The following is an 18,013-nucleotide window of genomic DNA, read 5'->3' as shown; positions in this document are numbered from 1 at the left end:
CCCGCTGCGGCAAGCGAATAACCAGCGGGGACACTGGAGCAGGACCGAGCGACCCAGTGAACGGAAGGGAGCCTGACCGTGCAGCGGAAGGCGTACGTAACCGGCACCGCCGCGCTTCTCGCGGCCCTGCTGGCCGGCTGCACGAGCGGTTCCAGCGGGGGCGACGACACCAGCGACAAGAACGCGGACACCGGCACCTCCACCGTCGCCGCCCAGCCCGGCAAGTACCGCACCCTCCCCGAGGCCTGCGGCGCGGTCAGCCACGACACCCTGGACTCCCTGCTCCCCGGTATCGCCCAGATCACCGACGAGACGCAGCGCGACAAGGCCTACGCGGGCGACGCCACGCTCACCTACGACACCGACCGCAAGGTCGGCTGCCGCTGGAAGGTCGAGTCCAGCGACGCCACCGACCGGCTCTCCGTCGACTTCGAGCGCGTGGTGTCGTACGACAACTCGATCAGCGACGACACCGAGGCGCAGACGATCTACACGCAGATGGAGGCGGCGGCCGACATCCCCGAGTCCGCGTCCCCGACCGCGACCGAGTCGGAGTCGGCATCGGAGCCACCGTCCGGGTCGGCGTCCGGGTCGGCGTCCGGGTCGCCCTCCTCGCCGGCGTCACCCTCCGCCTCCGCCACCGCCTCCGGTTCCGGCTCGGCGTCCGCGTCCCCCTCCACCACCCCGGCCGCCCTCCAGCCCCGCACCCTCGCCGACCTCGGCGACGAGGCGTATCTCGACGATCAGCTCAGCGCGTCCGGTTCGACGGCCGAACAGCGGACCGTGACTGTGGTGTTCCGCACGTCCAACGTCGTGGTGACCATCGAGTACGAGGAGCAGCCGATGGCCACCGGGACCGTTCCGGACAGCAAGGAAATGCAGGACAGGGCCCAGAATCTGGCCGCCCAACTGGCCGAGGCCCTCAACGGCTGACCGTCCGGGCCCGCCGTCCGCACCCCGTCCGCAAAGCAGGCGAACCAAAACCGCACAGCTCCCTCACCGCGTACCGTGGCCCCTCGGACCCGATCCGACCGCAGGAACCCCGAACGTATGAGTGAAGGAACCATGCAGCGAGTAGCAGTCCAGCCAGCCGACCAGAGCGCCCGGACCGAACGGAACGCACCGCGACGGGCAGGGCGCCTGCGCCGCGGTCTCGTCTGCGCGGCGGCCGTCCCCGCGGTGGCCCTGTTCGCGACGGCCTGCTCCTCGGACTCGGACAGCGGCGCCCAGGGGACGGGCAGCGGCACCGGCACCGTCACCGCCCCCTCCGACGGCTCCACGGCCGCCTCGCCGACCGTCCAGGCGGCCAAGTACCAGAAGCTGCCCGAGCCGTGCGCGGTGCTGTCGAAGAAGACGCTCACCGAACTCGTCCCGAAGGGCGTGAAGTCGGGCAAGGAGGGCAGCTCGGACGATGTGGCCACGCGGAACAGCTGCTCCTGGAGCAGCCTGGACAACAACGGTGTGAAGGGCTCCCAGTTCCGCTGGCTGAACATCTCCTTCCTCCGCTTCGACTCGGACGCCAACCGCGGCTCCGGCGAGAAGCAGGCCGAGGCGTACTACACGACCCAGCTGCAGGACGCCCAGTCCGTGACCGGTGCCAAGAACACCAAGTCGGTGCCGGTGACCGGGGCCGGCGACCAGGCCACCGTGGTGCGCTACGACCTGAAGAAGAAGGAGGGCGCCTTCAAGCAGCAGACGGTCGTGGCCCGGGTCGCGAACGTGGTCGTCACCGTCGACTACAACGGCGCGGGTCTGGCCGGCGAGAAGACGCCGGACGCCGACACGCTCACGAAGGCGGCGGAGAAGGCGGCCAAGGAGGCGGTGGCGTCGGTCTCGACGGCCAACGGGTCCGGTTCCGCACCGAGTTCACCTGCGGCGACACCCTCCAAGTCCACCTCCAAGTCGCCCTCCGCCTCCGCCTCGCCCTCCAAGTCGTCAGCCAAGAAGAGCTGACCGGCAACACGTGCGCCGCACACATGTGCCACCCTGTTGCGCGCAACAACACGCAAGGGGAGGGGAGTACGGGTGGCCGCGCCAATGCAGCTGACTCGGATGCACCGCGTTCTCATCGGCGTGGTCGTGACCGGCGCCCTGATCATCGCCGGCATCGGCTTCGCCGGTTCGTACGCGGCCGTCCGCGAGCTGGCCATCAAGAAGGGCTTCGGGAACTTCGCCTATGTCTTCCCGATCGGTATCGACGCGGGCATCTGTGTCCTGCTCGCCCTTGACCTGCTGCTGACCTGGATCCGCATCCCCTTCCCGCTGCTGCGGCAGACGGCCTGGCTGCTGACCGTCGCCACGATCGCCTTCAACGGCGCGGCGGCCTGGCCGGACCCGCTGGGCGTGGGCATGCACGCGGTCATCCCGGTCCTCTTCGTGGTGGCGGTCGAGGCGGCCCGGCACGCGATCGGGCGGATCGCCGACATCACGGCGGACAAGCACATGGAGGGGGTCCGCCTCACCCGCTGGCTGCTCTCCCCGGTCCCGACCTTCCTGCTCTGGCGCCGCATGAAGCTGTGGGAGCTGCGCTCCTACGACCAGGTCATCAAGCTGGAGCAGGAACGTCTCGTCTACCAGGCGCGGCTCCGCTCCCGCTTCGGGCGGGCCTGGCGCCGCAAGGCCCCGGTGGAGTCCCTGATGCCGCTGCGCCTGGCGAAGTACGGCGTCCCCCTCGCCGACACCGCCCCAAACGGCCTGGCGGCGGCGGGCATCGACCTCCCGGCCCTCCTGCCGGCCCCCGCACCCGCCGTACAGGCCCCGGCGGCGGCCGTGGTCGCGCCGCCCGCCGAGCAGCGCCCCGAGCCGGCCCCCGGCGCCGGGCAACCGGCCGTCCCCCGGCAGGCCGCGGCGCCGGAACCCGAGACGGACGTCAACCAGTGGCTGCACGCCAGGGATCCCCAGCAGATCGAGTACCACGGCGACTACAACCCCGACTTCGAGCCGCCGTACGAACCGCAGTTCACCGAGGAGCAGTACGCGGCCTGGTACGAGCAGGAGCAGCAGCGGTACCAGCAGGAGCAGTACCAGCAAGAGCAGCAGTACCGGCAGGAACAGCTCGCCCAGAACCAGTTCCCGGAGGAGCAGCCGCCCCTCCCCGAGGAGTCCCCGTCGGAGCAGACCGGCAGCTTCCCCATCCCCTCCGGCCCGGGCCGCACCCGTGAGCTCGGTGAGGGCGGCGGGCCCCCGGAGCCGGCGGAGGAGGACTTCTACCTGGTCTTCAAGAAGTCGATAGACGGCGGTTACCCCAGCTCCGGCCAGTTCAGGGGTGACGTGGAGGCGACCTTCGGCATCACGCTCCCGCAGCGCGACGCGGACCGCATGGTCAACCGCTTCACCAACCGCCACACGGCGGAGCTGCAGGAAGACCACATCGCGTAAGCCACGTAAGCCACGCGAGCCGCGCGACGGCATGAAGAAGGGGCCCTCCTCGGCGGAGGGCCCCTTCTTCATGCGTCACATCCCGGTGCTACGCCCCGAGCAGGGCCCGCACCCGCTCCTGCCCCACCGCGAGCAGCAGCGTGGGCAGCCGGGGGCCGGTGTCCCGGCCCACCAGCAGGTGGTACAGCAGCGCGAAGAACGTGCGCTGGGCCGTCTTGATCTCGGCCGGCAGCTCCTTGGGCGTCGCGTCGGCGGAGAACCCGGCCTGCACCTTGGGCACGCCGTACACGAGGTGGGTCAGCCCGTCGAGCGACCAGTGCTCGGCGAGCCCGTCGAGCAGCAGTCGTACGGACTGCTGGGACGCCTCGTCGAGGGACTTCAGCAGCTCGGCGTCGGGCTCCTCGCGGACGATGGTCCGCTGGTCGGCCGGTACCTGGGTGTTGATCCAGGCCTCGGCCTTGTCGTAGCGGGGGCGTGCCTCGTCCACCGATCCCAGCGGGTTCGCGGGGTCCAGCTCGCTGAGGATGCGCAGCGCCTGGTCCTCGTGCCCGGCGGTGATGTCGGCGACCGAGGCGAGGGTCCGGTACGGCAGCGGCTTGGGCGTCCGCGGCAGCTCACCGCCCGCCGTGCGCACGGCACGCGAGTGCGCGGCGACGTCGGCGGGCAGCGCGGCGCCCTCCGCGACCTTGGCGTCGAGCTTGTCCCACTCGTCGTAGAGCCGCTGGATCTCCTGGTCGAAGGCGATCTTGAAGGACTGGTTGGGCCGGCGGCGGGCGTACAGCCAGCGCAGGATCTGCGGCTCCATGATCTTCAGCGCGTCGGCCGGGGTCGGCACCCCGCCCCGGGACGACGACATCTTGGCCATGCCGCTGATGCCCACGAAGGCGTACATGGGCCCGATGGGCTGCTGCCCGCCGAAGATCCCCACGATCTGCCCGCCCACCTGGAAGCTGGACCCGGGCGAGGAGTGGTCGACACCGCTCGGCTCGAAGATCACGCCCTCGTAGGCCCAGCGCATCGGCCAGTCGACCTTCCAGACCAGCTTGCCGCGGTTGAACTCGTTCAGCCGGACGGTCTCGGTGAAGCCGCACTCGGTGCAGACGTACGTCAGCTCGGTGCTGTCGTCGTCGTACGCGGTGACGGTCGTCAGGTCCTTCCCGCAGCCCCCGCAGTAGGGCTTGTACGGGAAGTACCCGGCGGAGCCGGACGAGCCGTCGTCCTCGCTCGCCGCGCCCGAGCCCTCCTCGGCCTCCAGCTCGGCCTCGTCGACGGCCTTCTGCTGCTGCTTCTTGGGGGCCTTCTTCGTCCGGTACTGCTCCAGGATCGCGTCGATGTCACCCCGGTGCTTCATGGCGTGCAGCACCTGCTCGCGGTACACACCGGACGTGTACTGCGCGGTCTGGCTGATCCCGTCGAACTCCACACCGAGCTCGGCCAGCGACTCGACCATCGCGGCCTTGAAGTGCTCGGCCCAGTTCGGGAACGCGGAGCCCTTCGGCGCGGGCACGGAGGTCAGCGGCTTGCCGATGTGCTCGGCCCAGCTCTCGTCGACCCCGGCGATGCCGGCGGGCACCTTGCGGTACCGGTCGTAGTCGTCCCAGGAGATCAGGTGCCGCACCTGGTACCCGCGCCGCCGGACCTCGTCCGCGACCAGGTGCGGGGTCATGACCTCACGCAGGTTGCCCAGGTGGATCGGCCCCGACGGCGAGAGCCCGGACGCGACGACGACCGGTTTGCCCGGGGCCCGACGCTCCGACTCCTCGATGACCTCATCCGCGAAACGGGAGACCCAGTCGGTGGTCTCGGTGCTCTGAGCCACGTCGGCACGTCCTTCTTTCTGGCAACGGGCAGCCGGTACGGTCGCACGGCTGACCGCTCCATTCTCCCAGGCACCCCCACATCTACGAAAACGGGTTGTCAAGGCGCCCCCGACCGGTGGCGCAGCAGCCGCCCGGGGGCACCGGGCCGCACCGATATGCGGCTCCGCCGCACGGGCACGACCAAGCACGCAGCACAGCCCCGACCGGCGGCACAGCCGCCGCTTGGGGGCGCGGGGAACTGCGCGACCAGCCCCCACGCACCCGCACCCGGCAGCGCACCGCACCACCCCCACCCCGTGGCCGCAAAAACCCCTTTACCCCCCGTGAAATACTGGACCCGTCTACCAGCACCCACGAGGAGAACGGCTCCCACCCCATGGCCCCGGTCACGTCCCTCAGCGACTCCGTCACCCAGCAGCTCACGAACGCCCTCTCGGCCACCCTGCCGGAGGCCCCCGTGGACCCCCTGCTGCGACGCAGCGACCGGGCCGACTACCAGGCGAACGGCATCCTCGCCGCCGCCAAGAAGGCCAAGGCCAACCCCCGGGAGCTGGCGACGCAGGTCGTCTCGCACATCACCACCGGCGCGGACCTGATCCAGGACGTCGAGGTCTCCGGCCCCGGCTTCCTCAACATCACCCTCGCCGACAAGGCGATCACCGAGAACCTGGCCGCGCGGTACGCGGACGGCGACCGGCTCGGCGTGCCGTCCAAGACGCACCCGGGCCTCACCGTCATCGACTACGCCCAGCCGAACGTCGCCAAGGAGATGCACGTCGGCCACCTGCGCTCCGCGGTGATCGGCGACGCCCTGCGCGGCATGCTCGACTTCACCGGCGAGAAGACGATCGGCCGGCACCACATCGGCGACTGGGGCACCCAGTTCGGCATGCTCATCCAGTACCTGATCGAGAACCCGGCCGAGCTGTCCGCGGAGACCGACACGGACGGCGAGCAGGCCATGTCGAACCTGAACCGGGTCTACAAGGCCTCCCGGGCGGTCTTCGACGCGGACGAGGAGTTCAAGGAGCGGGCCCGGAAGCGGGTGGTCGCCCTCCAGTCCGGCGACAAGGAGACCCTCGACCTGTGGCAGCGGTTCGTGGACGAGTCGAAGGTCTACTTCTACTCGGTCTTCGAGAAGCTGGACATGGAGATCCGCGACGACGAGATCGTGGGCGAGTCGGCGTACAACGACGGCATGCCCGAGACCGCCCGCCTCCTGGAGGAGATGGGCGTGGCGGTCCGCTCCGAAGGCGCGCTCGTCGTCTTCTTCGACGACATCCGGGGCAAGGACGACCAACCGGTCCCGCTGATCGTGCAGAAGGCGGACGGCGGCTTCGGCTACGCGGCCTCCGACCTGACGGCGATCCGCAACCGGGTCCAGGACCTGCACGCCACGTCCCTGATCTACGTCGTGGACGTCCGCCAGTCCCTGCACTTCAAGATGGTCTTCGAGGCGGCCCGCCGGGCGGGCTGGCTCACCGACGACGTCACCGCGCACAACATGGGCTACGGCACGGTGCTGGGCGCGGACGGCAAGCCGTTCAAGACGCGTGAGGGCGAGACCGTACGGCTGGAGGACCTGCTGGACGAGGCGGTGCAGCGGGCCGCCGAGGTCGTCCGGGAGAAGGCGCAGGACCTGACCGAGGACGAGATCCAGGAGCGGGCCACGCAGGTCGGCATCGGCGCGGTGAAGTACGCCGACCTGTCCACGTCCCCCAGCCGGGACTACAAGTTCGACCTGGACCAGATGGTCTCGCTCAACGGCGACACCTCCGTCTACCTCCAGTACGCCTACGCCCGGATCCAGTCCATCCTCCGCAAGGCGGGCGACGTCCGCCCCGCCGCCCACGCGGAGCTGGAACTGCACGCCGCGGAGCGGGCGCTGGGCCTGCACCTGGACGCCTTCGGCGACACGGTCTTCGAGGCGGCGGCGGAGTACGCCCCGCACAAGCTGGCCGCGTACCTGTACCAACTGGCCTCGCTCTACACCTCCTTCTACGACAAGTGCCCGGTCCTGAAGGCCGACACCCCCGAGCAGGTGGAGAACCGCCTCTTCCTGTGCGACATCACGGCCCGGACCCTGCACCGGGGCATGGCGCTGCTGGGGATCAGGACGCCGGAGAAGCTCTGACCGTCCTCACCGCAGCAACAACCCCTCGGTCACACCCCCACGTCAGCGGGGGCCGCCGGCAAGGGGCCGAGAACGTCAGAGACTGAGCACCGCCCGCAACGCGATGTCCACGCGTTCCATCTGCTCGCCGGGAACGTCTCCGTGGTACTTGCCCTGCTCGAACCGCCCCAGCCGGAAGTTGTACAGGTCCGGGGCCAGGACCACTCCCCTCAGCGGAGTCGTCACCCGGACCGTGACCAGTGATTCCCGCCGCTCCCCGGACGTGTCGAGCAGCGCGCAGAGCACCGCGCCGGGGTGCAGTTCGGCCACGTGGTCGTTCTGGACGACGACCACCGTGCGATCCCGGCCCACGGTGGGGACGGTCCACACCTGGCCGCGCTTCAGTTGTCGCACAGATCGTCCTCCGCCGCGCTGTACAGATCGTCCAGGTCGTCTCCGATACGGGCGTTGTCCTCGGCGTACAGCGCCATCGCGTCGCGCAACAGCTGATCTCTTATGGCTCTGGCGACGAAGGCGGACAGATTGCCGTCCGCCGCCTCGCGCGCGGCCTGGAGGAGTTCGTCCGGCACGGTCACCGTGAGCTTACTCGTCGACATACTCACGGTTATACCAGCTGTACGCCCGCCATGGCGGAGCCCTCGAACTCTGCCCACACCACCTTGCCGAGCGCCCGCTCGCACACCCCCCACTTGTCGGCGAGCGACGCGACCAGCAGCAGACCGCGGCCGCCCTCGCCGTCCGTCTCCTCGGCGATCCTCGGCACGCCCGACCCGCTGTCGTGCACCTCGACGCGGACGACGTCACCGTCGTACCGCAACCGCAGAAGGAAGCCCCGGCCGGGCGGCACCCCGTGCAGGAGCGCGTTCGTCGCCAACTCGCTCACGCACAGCGACACGTCGTCGGCGCGGGTCCAGTCGGACAGGCCCCAGCATCTGAGCGACTGCGCGGCGAACCGCCTGGCCGCGGGCACGGACCGGCGCTCCCGGGCATAGAACTGTTCGCGGGGATAGAGGAGTTCGGTTACGTCGTTCACGGGACGAATGTCGCGCAGAGTCACTAACGTGAGGCAGGCAGTGAACCCGTACGAAATTTTTGTACGGGTTCCGACCCGGTGACGTACGCGTGCCCAAGGGGATTGAGACCGACATGAGCGCGAAGAAGCCGCCGCGGCCCAAGAACCAGACGTCGATGAAGATGCTCGGCAAGCAACTCGGCGCGGCGCGCCGGGTCGCCGGTCTGACGCAGACCGAGCTGGGCCTGCGGGTGGGACTCGACGAACAGACGGTCGCGTCGATCGAGCAGGGCAGGCGGGCGCTGAAACCGGACGTGGCGGCGCGGATGGACGAAGTCCTCGAAACGAAAGGGATGTTGGCGGCGGGGGTGGCGAACCTGCCGGATGTGGACCAGTTCCCGATGTGGGCCGAGGTCTACATGGAGCACGAGCGCGAGGCGATCGCCCTGTCCTGGTACGACAACGCGGTGCTCCCCGGTCTTCTGCAGACGGAGGCGTATGTGCGGGCCGTCCTGCGCAACCGCGTGCCCGCGTACGACGGGGACGAGGTCGAGACGCGGACGGCGGCCCGGCTGGAGCGCCAGGAGATCCTGCACCGCAGGAACGCGCCGACGCTCAGCTTCGTCGTCTGGGAACCGGTGCTGCTCATGGCACTCGGTGGGCCGGAGGTGCGTACGGGACAGCTCCGCCGCCTTCGGGAGCTCGCCGAACTGCCCTGCGTATCCCTGCAGTTCCTGCTTCTGAGCAGCCCCTACCACGCAGGTGTCAACGGGCCCTTCATCCTCCTCGAAACCCCGGACCATCAGCACCTCGCGTACACCGAGTCCCAGCGCGGCAGTCAGTGGGTGTCCGACGCGGATGAGGTCTCCAGGCTGGCGCGCAAGTATGCGATGCTGCGGACGCAGGCCCTGACCACTCAGGACTCGGCGGGCCTGCTCGACCGCCTGCTAGGAGAGCGATGAACACCGAGGCACTTCAGTGGTTCAAGTCGACCTACAGCGGCAGTGAAGGCGGCGCGTGCATCGAAGTCGCCGTCGCCTGGCGGAAGTCGAGCTACAGCGGTGACGAAGGCGGCGCATGCGTCGAAGTAGCCGCCTGCCCCCACGCCGTCCACATCCGGGACTCCAAGAACCCGGCGGAGACCGCCCCCACCCTCACCGCCTCCCCCGCCGCCTGGGCCGCCTTCACCGCATCCGTCGGATAGCCCCGTCCGTCGTTGTCAGTGCCGCCCCTTACAGTCACTGCCATGGCGACTCTTCCCAACCCGCTGCCCAAGCTGGCGACCGACCCGAGCGGCCGGTCCCTGGGGCTTCAACTCCCGCCCGGGACACTGGTCGACGACACGCTCGACGGCCCGTGGCACGAGCCGTTGCTGTGGTACGCCGGGCAGCCCGCGGGCCCCGGGACCTGGGCCGCGCTGGGTGCGCCGGCCGCGCGTGCGGGGCTGCTGCCGGTGCTCGTCGACGTGTCCGAGATCGACGACTGGGACTTCGCGCCCGGGGAGACGTCGTACCCGGGGGACCACGACGCCGACGAGGTGCTGGAGGACTTCTGGGAAGAGGACCCGCTGGAGGGCGAGGAGTGGCCCGGGCTCGCCCCCGCCCCCGCGCTGGTCGCCCACCCGGACGCGCGGGCCGCCGATGTCGCCGACGCGCTGAGCCAGGGCCGGCCGTGGCTGAAGGAGCCGCATCTGGCGCTGGTGTCCGCCCGGCGCAGCGCGGACATACCGTCGGCGATCGGCTGGAGCGGCCCGGTCAACCACGAGGAGGACGTGGCCCGGCTGTGCGCGGTGCTGCGTTCCTGGGAGGACCGCTTCGGGATACGGGTGGTGGCCCTGGGCCTGGACCACCTCGCCGTCTCCGTGGCCGCCCCGCCCGCCGACCTCGACCAGGCCGAGGCGCTCGCCGCCGAGCACTTCGCGTTCTGCCCGTACGCCGTGCTGCCCGGCAAGGACGACACCCTCTCGTCCTACGCCGAGCAGCTGGTCGGCGAGCGGCTGTGGCATTTCTGGTGGGACTGAGCCCCCGCTAGGGCGTGTACCGGAAGTGGATCTTGGACCTGAGATGATCTTGTTTCGTGGCACGTGGAGATCTGACGGACGAGCAGTGGGCGGTGCTGGAGCCGCTGCTGCCGAAGGGCAAGAAGCCGGGCCGGCCCCCGATATGGACCCGTCGGCAGCTGATCGACGACATACGGTGGCGGACCCGGACCGGGACTCCGTGGCGGGATGTCCCGGAGCGGTACGGGCCCCGGGGCCGGGTGTACGACCTGTTCCGCCGCTGGCAGCGGGGCACCTGGCAGCGGATCTTCACCGCGCTGCAGGCCCGGGGCCGACGCCAAGGGCCTGATCGCCTGGGATCTCAACGTGGACTCCACAGTGTGCCGGGCCCACCAGCACGCCGCCGGAGCGAGGAAAAGGGGGACCTGCAAAAGGAGCCGCCCGGCGGCATCGCCACCGAGCCGGACGATCACGGCCTGGGACGCTCGCGCGGCGGCCTGACCACCAAGCTCCACCTGGCCACCGAGCAAGGGCAGAAGCCCATGTCGGTCGTGGTCACCGCCGGGCAGCGCGGGGACTGCCCGCAGTTCGAGCCCGTCCTGGAGACGGTCCGCGTGCCCCGCATCGGGCCGGGCAGGCCCCGCATCCCACCTGATCGCGTGCGCGCCGACAGGGCCTGTGCCTCCCGGAAGAACCGCGCCTACCTGCGTCGGCGCGGGATCCGCTGCACCATCCCGGACAAGGCCGACCAAGCCCGCAACCGCAAGAAGCTCGGCTCGAAAGGCGGCAGGCCGCCGAAGTTCGACCAGGAAGACCACAAGGCCCGGCACGCTGTCGAGTGCTGCATCAATCGCCTCAAGCGGCACCGTGCTGTGGCTACGAGGTATGACAAGCTCGCGGTCCGCTACCAGGCGACCGTCCTCGTCGCGGCCATCAACGAGTGGCTGTGACCAGCCGAAACCGGCCAGGATGGCCGTGGAGGCGTCAGGAAGTCATGGCGGCCCGGTCGGACTCGCTGCGCAGAACGCAGAATTCGTTGCCTTCGGGATCAGCAAGGACCGCCCAGCCAGAGCCATCGGGATTCCGGAGATCGGCGACAAGGGTGGCACCGAGGCCGAGCAGCCGTTCCACCTCCTGCTCACGCGAGGTCTCTGGGCGCAGACACAGATGGATCCGGTTCTTGATCGTCTTAGCCTCGGGCACCTGGTTGAAGTACAGCACTGGGCCCTCCGCCAGCACCACCTGAGTCTCCGGATCACCCGGTTTGTCCTCCGGATGCAGCGGACGGCAGGTCACTCTGCTCCAGAACCGGGCCAGCTCGTAGGCATCCGCACAGTCAATCGCCACGTTCTGCAATACCGAGACCATGCGCGCGAGCATTCCTGATCTCCGCTCCAGACGCCACCGAGTTGCGCTCGATCTTCGCGCCTACAGCTCGGACACCTGGCAGCTCTTTCGATACACGCCTAGTCGTCGAGGCCCCCGGCGAGCCCCTTGGCGAGTCTGCGCAGGCCCTCCGCGATCTCCTCCGGTGTCTGCGTCACGAAGCACAGCCGCAGGGTCGAGCGGTCGGGGTCGGCGGCGTAGAAGGGCTCGCCGGGGACGTAGGCCACGTTCTGCTCCACCACCCGGCGGAGCAGGGCGGTGGTGTCGTACGACTCCGGGAGCCGGGCCCAGAGGAACATGCCGCCCTCGGGCCGGTTCCAGGTGGAGCCGGCCGGGAGGGCGTCGGCCAGCCCGGCGAGCATGGCGTCCCGGCGTTCGCCGTACACGGCGCGGACCTTGGCGACATGGGCGTCGAGGACGTCCAGATAGCGGGCGGCGGCCAGCTGGTTGACGGTCGGGGTGTGCAGGTCGGCGGCCTGCTTGGCCACCGCGCAGGCGCGGCGCACGACGCCCGGGGCGCGGAGCCAGCCGAGCCGCAGGCCGGGGGCCATGACCTTGGAGAAGGAGCCCAGCAGGACCGTGCGGTCCTCGGCGCCGGGGAAGGACGCGATCCAGGGGACGCGGTCGCCGTCGTAGCGGAGCTCGCCGTAGGGGTCGTCCTCGACGATCCACAGGCCGTGCCCGGCGGCGGCCGAGGCGACGGCGGCACGGCGGGCGGCGGGCATGGTGCGGCCGGTGGGGTTCTGGAAGGTCGGGACCAGGTAGAGGAGTTTGGGCCGCTCGGCGCGGATCAGCTCCGCGAGGGCGGCCGGGTCGACTCCGTCGTCGTCGCAGGGGACGGGCAGGACCCGCGCGCCGGCCAGCCCGAACACCTGAAGTGCCGCCAGATAGCAGGGGCTTTCGACGAGGACGGTGTCACCGGGGTCTATCAGGGCGCTCGCGAGGAGGGAGAGGGCCTGCTGGGAGCCGGTGGTGATCAGGAGGTCGTCGGGGTCGGTGGGCAGGCCCTGCGCCTGGAGGCGGGCCGCGAGCCCCTGCCGGAGCACCGGTTCGCCCTCGGTCGTGGAGTACTGCAGCGCCCGCTCGGGCGTCTCCTCGAGGACCGTCCGGAAGGCGGCGGCGATGCCCTCCCGGTCGAACAGCTCCGGGGCCGGCAGCCCGCCCGCGAAGTTGATCACCTCGGGGCGTGCGGTCACCGCGAGGATCTCCCGCACGGGCGAACCGCCGACGGTACGGGCACGGGCCGCGAGCGGCGGCAGGGCGGGGGCGGGGGCGCTGGTGACGGTCATGGACGGCTCTCCTCGGTCTGGATCCGCGGTCCCGTTCTCGGTCCGGTTCTTGGTCCGGTCCTCGATCCGGGTCCGCGGTCTGATCCTCGTCTTGGCCGGAGCCTAGAGAGGTGCATGCCGTCTACACCCGTCATTCCGCGATCCGGACGGACGGCGCCGAGGCCCCCGCTCCGGCGGCCAGGACGTCCCGGACCGTCGTCCCACGGGACGGGATCCGCACAGCTCACAGGGGTGGAACGGCGGCACGCGTCCCGAATTCCCGGTGTGCTCTGGCGGCCCGGGCGGGCAACCGGACAGGCTGAAGGCAGTTCGAGATCGCCAAGGGAGTCCTCGCATGTCCGCCACGCCCCCCACCCCGGCCCCCGGCCGCCGCCGTCTGCTCGCGGTGGCCGCCCTCGCGCTGGTCGCCGCGACCGCCCTCAGCGGGTGCCGGGACGGACAGGGCGTACGCGACGAGGGCCCCTCCGCCGCGTCCCGCTCTCAGCCCCCCGACGACGCGGCCCGCCAGGCCTCGCCGCCCAGCGGGAACTCGTAGGCGGGCCGCCCGTTGTTGCCACTCGTGCGGAACGGCCGCCCCTTGTCGTCGATCCGCAGCGTCCCGTGCCGCGACCCGCTGGACCAGGCCAGCTCCAGATACCAGCCGACGGAGTACGCCGAGGCGTCCGCCGTCACGTAGAACACCTCGGGGTCCGACTCGCTCACCTTGAACGGGAAGTCCCGGTGCCCCGCCTCCGGGACGACCGCCGGGCGCATCGCGTCCAGGGCGACGGTGAAGGAGCGGGTGGGCACGTTTCCGCCGCAGCCGACGCCCGGGTATCCCATCGCGTAGTCGTTCCAGGCGAGCGGCGCGCTCCGGTCCACCGTGCGGACCGCGAGGCTCTCCAGCACCACCGACTCCTTGCCGGTCCCCTGCACGGTCAGCGTGACGTACTGCTCCCCCGAGGAGACCGCCTGGTGCGCGGAGACCCAGGCGGTGGCATCGGTCTCCAGCGGCGGCGGCGCCACGTCGGCCGGCGCCCGGTCGATCAGGTAGTGCTGGGAGCAGGGGCTCTCCCAGGAGTACGGCTGGGTGTTGACGGTGAGCGGAGGCGCGGTGCTGCCGGCGGCGGGCGCGGAGGCGGCCGTACCGGCGTCCCCGGAGCCGCCGGTGGCCGTGGTCGGCGCGGAGGGGGAGGACGAGCCGGAGTCGCCGGAGGAGGAGGCGGACGGCGAGGCGGTGGACGGGGTACCCGAGGCCGTGGCCCCTGCGGAGCGCGGGCCGCCGGACACCGACGCGGCGGCGCCCGCGGGCCCCTGCCCCTTGTCGTCGGTCCCGCCGGAGGGCAGCTTCACGGCGAGGACGGCGGCGCCGAGCAGGACGACGACCGCGGTGCCGGCGAGCAGCACGGGCCGGACGGTACGCCGACGCCGCTCGCCGTCCCACCCCGCCAACGACTCCGGCACCGATTCCACCAACGGCTCCGGCACGGGGCTCGGCCCCGGTTCCCCGACAGCCGCCGCTTCCGGACCCACCGGCTCCGGACCCACCACTTCCACAGCCGCCGTCTCCCGGACCGCCGTCTCCCGGACCGCCGTCTCCCGGACCGCCGTCTCCCGGACCGCCGTCTCCCGGACCGCCGTCTCCCGGACCGCCGTTTCCCGGACCGCCGTTTCCCGGACCGCCGTTTCCCGGACCGCCGTTTCCCGGACCGCCGTTTCCCGGACCGCCGTTTCCACGGCCGCCGGTTCCACGGCCGCCGGTTCCACGGCCGCCGGTTCCACGGCCGCTGCCTCGGCCGCCTTCCGGGGTGGGTCCGGTTTGCGTGCTCGCTCCGCGTCCGCCAGCACCCACCGCCGATGCAGCTCGACGAGTTCCTCGGGGCCGGCCTTGCAGAGCCGGGCGAGGCGTTCCACGGGGGCGTAGTCCGCCGGTACGGCGTCCCCGTTGCAGTAGCGGTGCAGGGTGGACGTACTCATGTGCAGCCGTTTGGCGAGCGTGCCGTAGCTGAGCCCCGAGCGGTCCTTCAACTCCCGCAGCGACTCGGCGAAACCGCTTCCCGAAGTGCCGTCCGACACCATTCCTCCGTCCCCCCACATCCCGTACCCGCGTTCCAGGGAAGGGTTGTTCTTACAGGTCAGAGCCGGTGTGGCCGTTCCAGCGTCCCGGATCGTCCGGCGGCTGTGGCGGACGGGACGGAGCGGCCCACAGGCTGTGGCCATCCAAGCACGCCGTCACTCGAAAGAGGATTCGCCATGGCCCAGCGCGCCACCCGCCGTGTCCGTCTGCTCGCCGCCACCGGCGCCGCCGTCGCCGCCCTCGCCCTCACGGCCTGCGAGGACGGAACGGGCACCCGCGACGAGGGCGCGTCCGCACCGGCGACGACCGCGTCGCAGCCGGCGACACCGACACCGAAGACCTCGGAAGCCGCCACAGGTACCACCGGCAACACGGACACCGGCGACACCGGCTCGGGCACCGCCAAGTCGACCCCCTCGCCCGTGAGCGACACCGCCACGAAGAAGCCGGGCAGCAGCACCTCCCGCGTCCTGTGCAACGGCTCCAACACCACCGTCACCGCCCAGCCGCTCTCCCGCCCGCTGAACCACCTGCTGCTGACCGTGCGGAACACCGGCAGCAGGACCTGCGACCTCACCTACTACCCCGTCCTGCGCTTCGACGAGATGCAGTGGGTGCCGCAGCCCGACGAGGCGACCCACCCGCAGGCGGTCACCACCCTCGCGCCGGGCGAGTCCGGCTACGCGGGCGTGCTGCTGTCCGCGGCCGACGGCAGCGGCGACGGCGGCACGACCGCCCGGAAGCTGACCGTCGCCTTCCAGGGCATGACCCCGAACAGCAGCGGCGGTGCCTCGGCGACACCGCTGCTGCCGGCGAAGGGCGTGTACTACGACAGCTCGCTGCGGGTGACGTACTGGCAGCAGAACCAGGACGACGTCCTCGACTGGTGAGGGGGAGGCCTCAGGCCTTCGCGCCGAGCCCCGCGTAGACGTTGATGTCCGCGTCGGTGACGTCGTTGATGTCGGCGTAGCGGACCCGCTCGACGGGGTCGAGGGACTCCAGGAAGGCGGCGTCCGGCTGCTCGGGCACGGGCGCCGCGTGGTCGGCGCGCCAGCGGTGCACGGGGACCACGCCCGGGTCGGTCAGGGCGAGGGAGTTCTCCGTGAAGAAGCGCTCGACGTCGGCCCGCGACCGCAGGACGAAGCTGAAGCCGCGCTCGGTGTAGGCCCGCTGGACCGCCCGGATGTTCTCGGGGTTGAGGTCCTCGGTGAGGTGGCTGAGCACCACCCGGCTGCCGGCGGGCAGCGCCTCGACGAGTCCGCGGACGATCGGGTAGGCCTCCTCGTCCTCCACGAAGTGCAGGATCGCCACCAGGCACAGGGCGATCGGCTCGTCGAAGTCCAGTGTCTTCGAGGCCTGTTCGAGGATCTCCGCCGGGTTCCTGAAGTCGGCGTCGATGTAGTCGGTACGGCCCTCGGGCCCGCTGGTGAGCAGGGCGCGGGCGTGCGCGAGGACGATCGGGTCGTTGTCGACGTACACCACCCGGGAGTCGGGTATGACGCGCTGGGCGATCTGGTGGACGTTCTCCGCGGTGGGCAGGCCGGTGCCGATGTCGAGGAACTGCCGGATCCCGTCCTCGGCCAGCGTGTTCACGGCGCGGCGCAGGAAGTCGCGGTTGTGCCGGACGTCGAGGTAGCCGCGCGGATTGGCGGAGAGCGCGGCGGAGGCGGCGGCGAGGTCGGCGGGGTAGTGGTCCTTGCCGCCGAGGAAGACGTCGTACACGCGGGCCGGGTGTGCCTTGGTGCTGTCTATCCTCCTTCTCAGCTGGGCGGGGTCCTGACTGAGGGCGTCACCGGACATGGGCGTCTCCCGGACGGTCGGCGAAGGGCGAGGACGGTCAACAACGGACGGTCAACAACCTAACGCCACCGGCGACTTGAAAGTGCCCCCGGCCGGATCTCTCCGGCCGGGGGCACCATGACCCGGGGCTCAGCCCAGCATCCGGGCGGCTTCCACCGCCCAGTACGTCAGGATGTTCTGCGCGCCGGCCCGCTTGATGCCGGTGAGGGTCTCCAGGATGGCCCGTTCGCGGTCGATCCAGCCCTTCTCGGCGGCGGCCTCGACCATCGAGTACTCGCCGGAGATCTGGTAGGCGGCGACCGGTACGTCCACGGAGTCGGCGACCCGGGCGAGGATGTCGAGGTAGGGCCCGGCCGGCTTGACCATCACCATGTCGGCCCCTTCCTCCAGGTCCAGGGCCAGCTCGCGCATCGACTCCCGCATGTTGGCGGGATCCTGCTGGTAGGTCTTGCGGTCGCCCTTCAGGGACGAGCCGACGGCCTCCCGGAACGGGCCGAAGAAGGCGGAGGCGTACTTCACGGTGTAGGCGAGGATCGCGACGTCCTCCCGCCCGATCTGGTCGAGGGCGTCGCGGATGACGCCGATCTGCCCGTCCATCATCCCGCTGGGGCCGACGACATGGGCGCCGGCGTCGGCCTGCACCTGGGCCATCTCGGCGTACCGCTCCAGGGTGGCGTCGTTGTCCACGCGCCCCTCGTCGTCCAGCACCCCGCAGTGCCCGTGGTCGGTGGTCTCGTCGAGGCAGAGGTCGGACATCACGAGCAGTTCGTCGCCGACCTCGGCGCGCACGTCCCGCAGCGCGACCTGGAGGATCCCGTCCGGGTCGGTGCCGGGCGTCCCGAGGGCGTCCTTCTTGCCCTCCTCCGGCACCCCGAACAGCATGATCCCGGAGATCCCGGCCGCGACGGCCTCCGCGGCGGCCTTCTTCAGACTGTCCCGGGTGTGCTGTACGACACCGGGCATGGCGCCGATCGGCACCGGCTCGGAGACGCCCTCGCGGACGAACGCCGGGAGGATGAAGTCCGCGGGATGCAGCCGGGTCTCGGCGACCATGCGCCGCATGACGGGGGTGGTCCGCAGCCGACGCGGCCGCGTGCCGGGAAAGGAGCCGTACTTCGTCATGCTCCCTACGCTACGCC

19 protein-coding genes are annotated in these 18,013 nt (G+C 71.0%); 10 read left to right on the top strand and 9 right to left on the bottom strand.

The features are described from left to right. The first annotated feature begins 78 nt into the window (after nucleotides 1–78). The 3 genes from ACFZDK_RS00200 to ACFZDK_RS00190 all read left to right on the top strand — a co-directional run bounded on the left by ACFZDK_RS00200 (nucleotide 79) and on the right by ACFZDK_RS00190 (nucleotide 3,378). Nucleotides 79–933: a DUF3558 domain-containing protein gene (locus ACFZDK_RS00200; RefSeq protein ID WP_390968264.1), complete on the top strand. Its 855-nt coding sequence runs from the start codon at nucleotides 79–81 to the stop codon at nucleotides 931–933. A gap of 117 nt (nucleotides 934–1,050) precedes the next feature. Continuing rightward, complete coding sequence (locus ACFZDK_RS00195) at nucleotides 1,051–1,953, top strand: DUF3558 domain-containing protein (RefSeq protein ID WP_390968263.1); 903 nt, start codon at nucleotides 1,051–1,053, stop codon at nucleotides 1,951–1,953. 84 nt (nucleotides 1,954–2,037) lie between these two features. Beyond that, complete coding sequence (locus ACFZDK_RS00190; RefSeq protein WP_390968261.1) at nucleotides 2,038–3,378, top strand: DUF2637 domain-containing protein; 1,341 nt, start codon at nucleotides 2,038–2,040, stop codon at nucleotides 3,376–3,378. Between the two features lie 88 nt (nucleotides 3,379–3,466). Here the strand turns inward: ACFZDK_RS00190 and lysS are convergent, their stop codons facing one another. Beyond that, entirely contained in the window at nucleotides 3,467–5,197 is a 1,731-nt protein-coding gene (lysS, locus tag ACFZDK_RS00185) for a lysine--tRNA ligase (RefSeq protein ID WP_390968259.1), read from the bottom strand. A gap of 377 nt (nucleotides 5,198–5,574) precedes the next feature. On the opposite strand from lysS, the gene argS reads away from it, so the two are divergent. Then, nucleotides 5,575–7,332 (top strand): arginine--tRNA ligase, encoded by a 1,758-nt coding sequence (argS, locus tag ACFZDK_RS00180; protein WP_390968257.1) that lies wholly within the window; start codon nucleotides 5,575–5,577, stop codon nucleotides 7,330–7,332. Nucleotides 7,333–7,407: 75 nt separating this feature from the next. Here the strand turns inward: argS and ACFZDK_RS00175 are convergent, their stop codons facing one another. From ACFZDK_RS00175 to ACFZDK_RS00165, 3 genes are read right to left on the bottom strand one after another with little or no spacing between them, the layout of a single operon-like run. Further along, on the bottom strand, nucleotides 7,408–7,725 hold the full coding sequence (locus ACFZDK_RS00175) for a type II toxin-antitoxin system PemK/MazF family toxin (protein WP_365710747.1): 318 nt from the start codon (nucleotides 7,723–7,725) through the stop codon (nucleotides 7,408–7,410). Continuing rightward, nucleotides 7,713–7,928 (bottom strand): type II toxin-antitoxin system CcdA family antitoxin, encoded by a 216-nt coding sequence (locus ACFZDK_RS00170; RefSeq protein WP_390968254.1) that lies wholly within the window; start codon nucleotides 7,926–7,928, stop codon nucleotides 7,713–7,715. Before ACFZDK_RS00170 ends, ACFZDK_RS00175 begins: the two co-directional genes overlap by 13 nt. 8 nt (nucleotides 7,929–7,936) lie before the next feature. Next, nucleotides 7,937–8,365 carry an ATP-binding protein gene (locus tag ACFZDK_RS00165; protein WP_390968252.1) on the bottom strand — a complete coding sequence of 143 codons (429 nt, stop codon included), beginning with the start codon at nucleotides 8,363–8,365 and terminating at the stop codon, nucleotides 7,937–7,939. A gap of 113 nt (nucleotides 8,366–8,478) precedes the next feature. On the opposite strand from ACFZDK_RS00165, the gene ACFZDK_RS00160 reads away from it, so the two are divergent. Genes ACFZDK_RS00160 through ACFZDK_RS00145 form a run of 4 tightly spaced genes read left to right on the top strand, consistent with a single transcriptional unit; the run spans nucleotide 8,479 to nucleotide 11,293 of the window. Beyond that, a complete protein-coding gene (locus ACFZDK_RS00160; RefSeq protein ID WP_390968251.1) occupies nucleotides 8,479–9,306 on the top strand; it encodes a Scr1 family TA system antitoxin-like transcriptional regulator in 828 nt (275 codons plus the stop codon). Next, on the top strand, nucleotides 9,303–9,548 hold the full coding sequence (locus ACFZDK_RS00155) for a DUF397 domain-containing protein (RefSeq protein WP_390968249.1): 246 nt from the start codon (nucleotides 9,303–9,305) through the stop codon (nucleotides 9,546–9,548). The genes ACFZDK_RS00160 and ACFZDK_RS00155 overlap by 4 nt, the downstream gene beginning before the upstream one ends. Nucleotides 9,549–9,590: 42 nt before the next feature. After that, nucleotides 9,591–10,364, top strand: coding sequence for a DUF4253 domain-containing protein (locus ACFZDK_RS00150; RefSeq protein ID WP_390968248.1), 774 nt, complete (start codon nucleotides 9,591–9,593; stop codon nucleotides 10,362–10,364). 56 nt (nucleotides 10,365–10,420) lie between these two features. Then, nucleotides 10,421–11,293 carry an IS5 family transposase gene (locus ACFZDK_RS00145; protein ID WP_390968246.1) on the top strand — a complete coding sequence of 291 codons (873 nt, stop codon included), beginning with the start codon at nucleotides 10,421–10,423 and terminating at the stop codon, nucleotides 11,291–11,293. A 34-nt stretch (nucleotides 11,294–11,327) separates the two neighbouring features. Here the strand turns inward: ACFZDK_RS00145 and ACFZDK_RS00140 are convergent, their stop codons facing one another. Both ACFZDK_RS00140 and ACFZDK_RS00135 read right to left on the bottom strand, forming a co-directional pair. Continuing rightward, nucleotides 11,328–11,711 carry a VOC family protein gene (locus tag ACFZDK_RS00140; RefSeq protein ID WP_390970020.1) on the bottom strand — a complete coding sequence of 128 codons (384 nt, stop codon included), beginning with the start codon at nucleotides 11,709–11,711 and terminating at the stop codon, nucleotides 11,328–11,330. Between the two features lie 98 nt (nucleotides 11,712–11,809). Continuing rightward, complete coding sequence (locus ACFZDK_RS00135) at nucleotides 11,810–13,018, bottom strand: aminotransferase class I/II-fold pyridoxal phosphate-dependent enzyme (RefSeq protein ID WP_390968244.1); 1,209 nt, start codon at nucleotides 13,016–13,018, stop codon at nucleotides 11,810–11,812. Nucleotides 13,019–13,352: 334 nt separating this feature from the next. Here ACFZDK_RS00135 and ACFZDK_RS00130 point away from each other — a divergent pair, with 334 nt between their 5' ends. Beyond that, on the top strand, nucleotides 13,353–13,553 hold the full coding sequence (locus tag ACFZDK_RS00130) for a hypothetical protein (RefSeq protein ID WP_390968242.1): 201 nt from the start codon (nucleotides 13,353–13,355) through the stop codon (nucleotides 13,551–13,553). Here the strand turns inward: ACFZDK_RS00130 and ACFZDK_RS00125 are convergent. Continuing rightward, complete coding sequence (locus ACFZDK_RS00125; RefSeq protein WP_390968240.1) at nucleotides 13,499–15,073, bottom strand: helix-turn-helix domain-containing protein; 1,575 nt, start codon at nucleotides 15,071–15,073, stop codon at nucleotides 13,499–13,501. The two genes, ACFZDK_RS00130 and ACFZDK_RS00125, sit on opposite strands and share 55 nt — an antisense overlap. A gap of 177 nt (nucleotides 15,074–15,250) precedes the next feature. On the opposite strand from ACFZDK_RS00125, the gene ACFZDK_RS00120 reads away from it, so the two are divergent. After that, complete coding sequence (locus ACFZDK_RS00120; RefSeq protein ID WP_390968238.1) at nucleotides 15,251–15,964, top strand: DUF4232 domain-containing protein; 714 nt, start codon at nucleotides 15,251–15,253, stop codon at nucleotides 15,962–15,964. Between the two features lie 10 nt (nucleotides 15,965–15,974). Here the strand turns inward: ACFZDK_RS00120 and ACFZDK_RS00115 are convergent, their stop codons facing one another. Continuing rightward, a complete protein-coding gene (locus ACFZDK_RS00115; protein WP_390968236.1) occupies nucleotides 15,975–16,874 on the bottom strand; it encodes an SAM-dependent methyltransferase in 900 nt (299 codons plus the stop codon). 129 nt (nucleotides 16,875–17,003) lie between these two features. Continuing rightward, nucleotides 17,004–17,996 carry a porphobilinogen synthase gene (gene hemB / locus ACFZDK_RS00110; RefSeq protein WP_390968234.1) on the bottom strand — a complete coding sequence of 331 codons (993 nt, stop codon included), beginning with the start codon at nucleotides 17,994–17,996 and terminating at the stop codon, nucleotides 17,004–17,006. Nucleotides 17,997–18,013: the final 17 nt, after the last annotated feature.

It is taken from the genome of Streptomyces sp. NPDC007901 (assembly GCF_042959465.1).
In the GTDB taxonomy this organism is placed as follows: Bacteria; Actinomycetota; Actinomycetes; order Streptomycetales; family Streptomycetaceae; genus Streptomyces.
The sequence above is the reverse complement of the archived record's forward strand: the minus strand, read 5'-3'. Positions and strand labels throughout refer to the sequence as shown.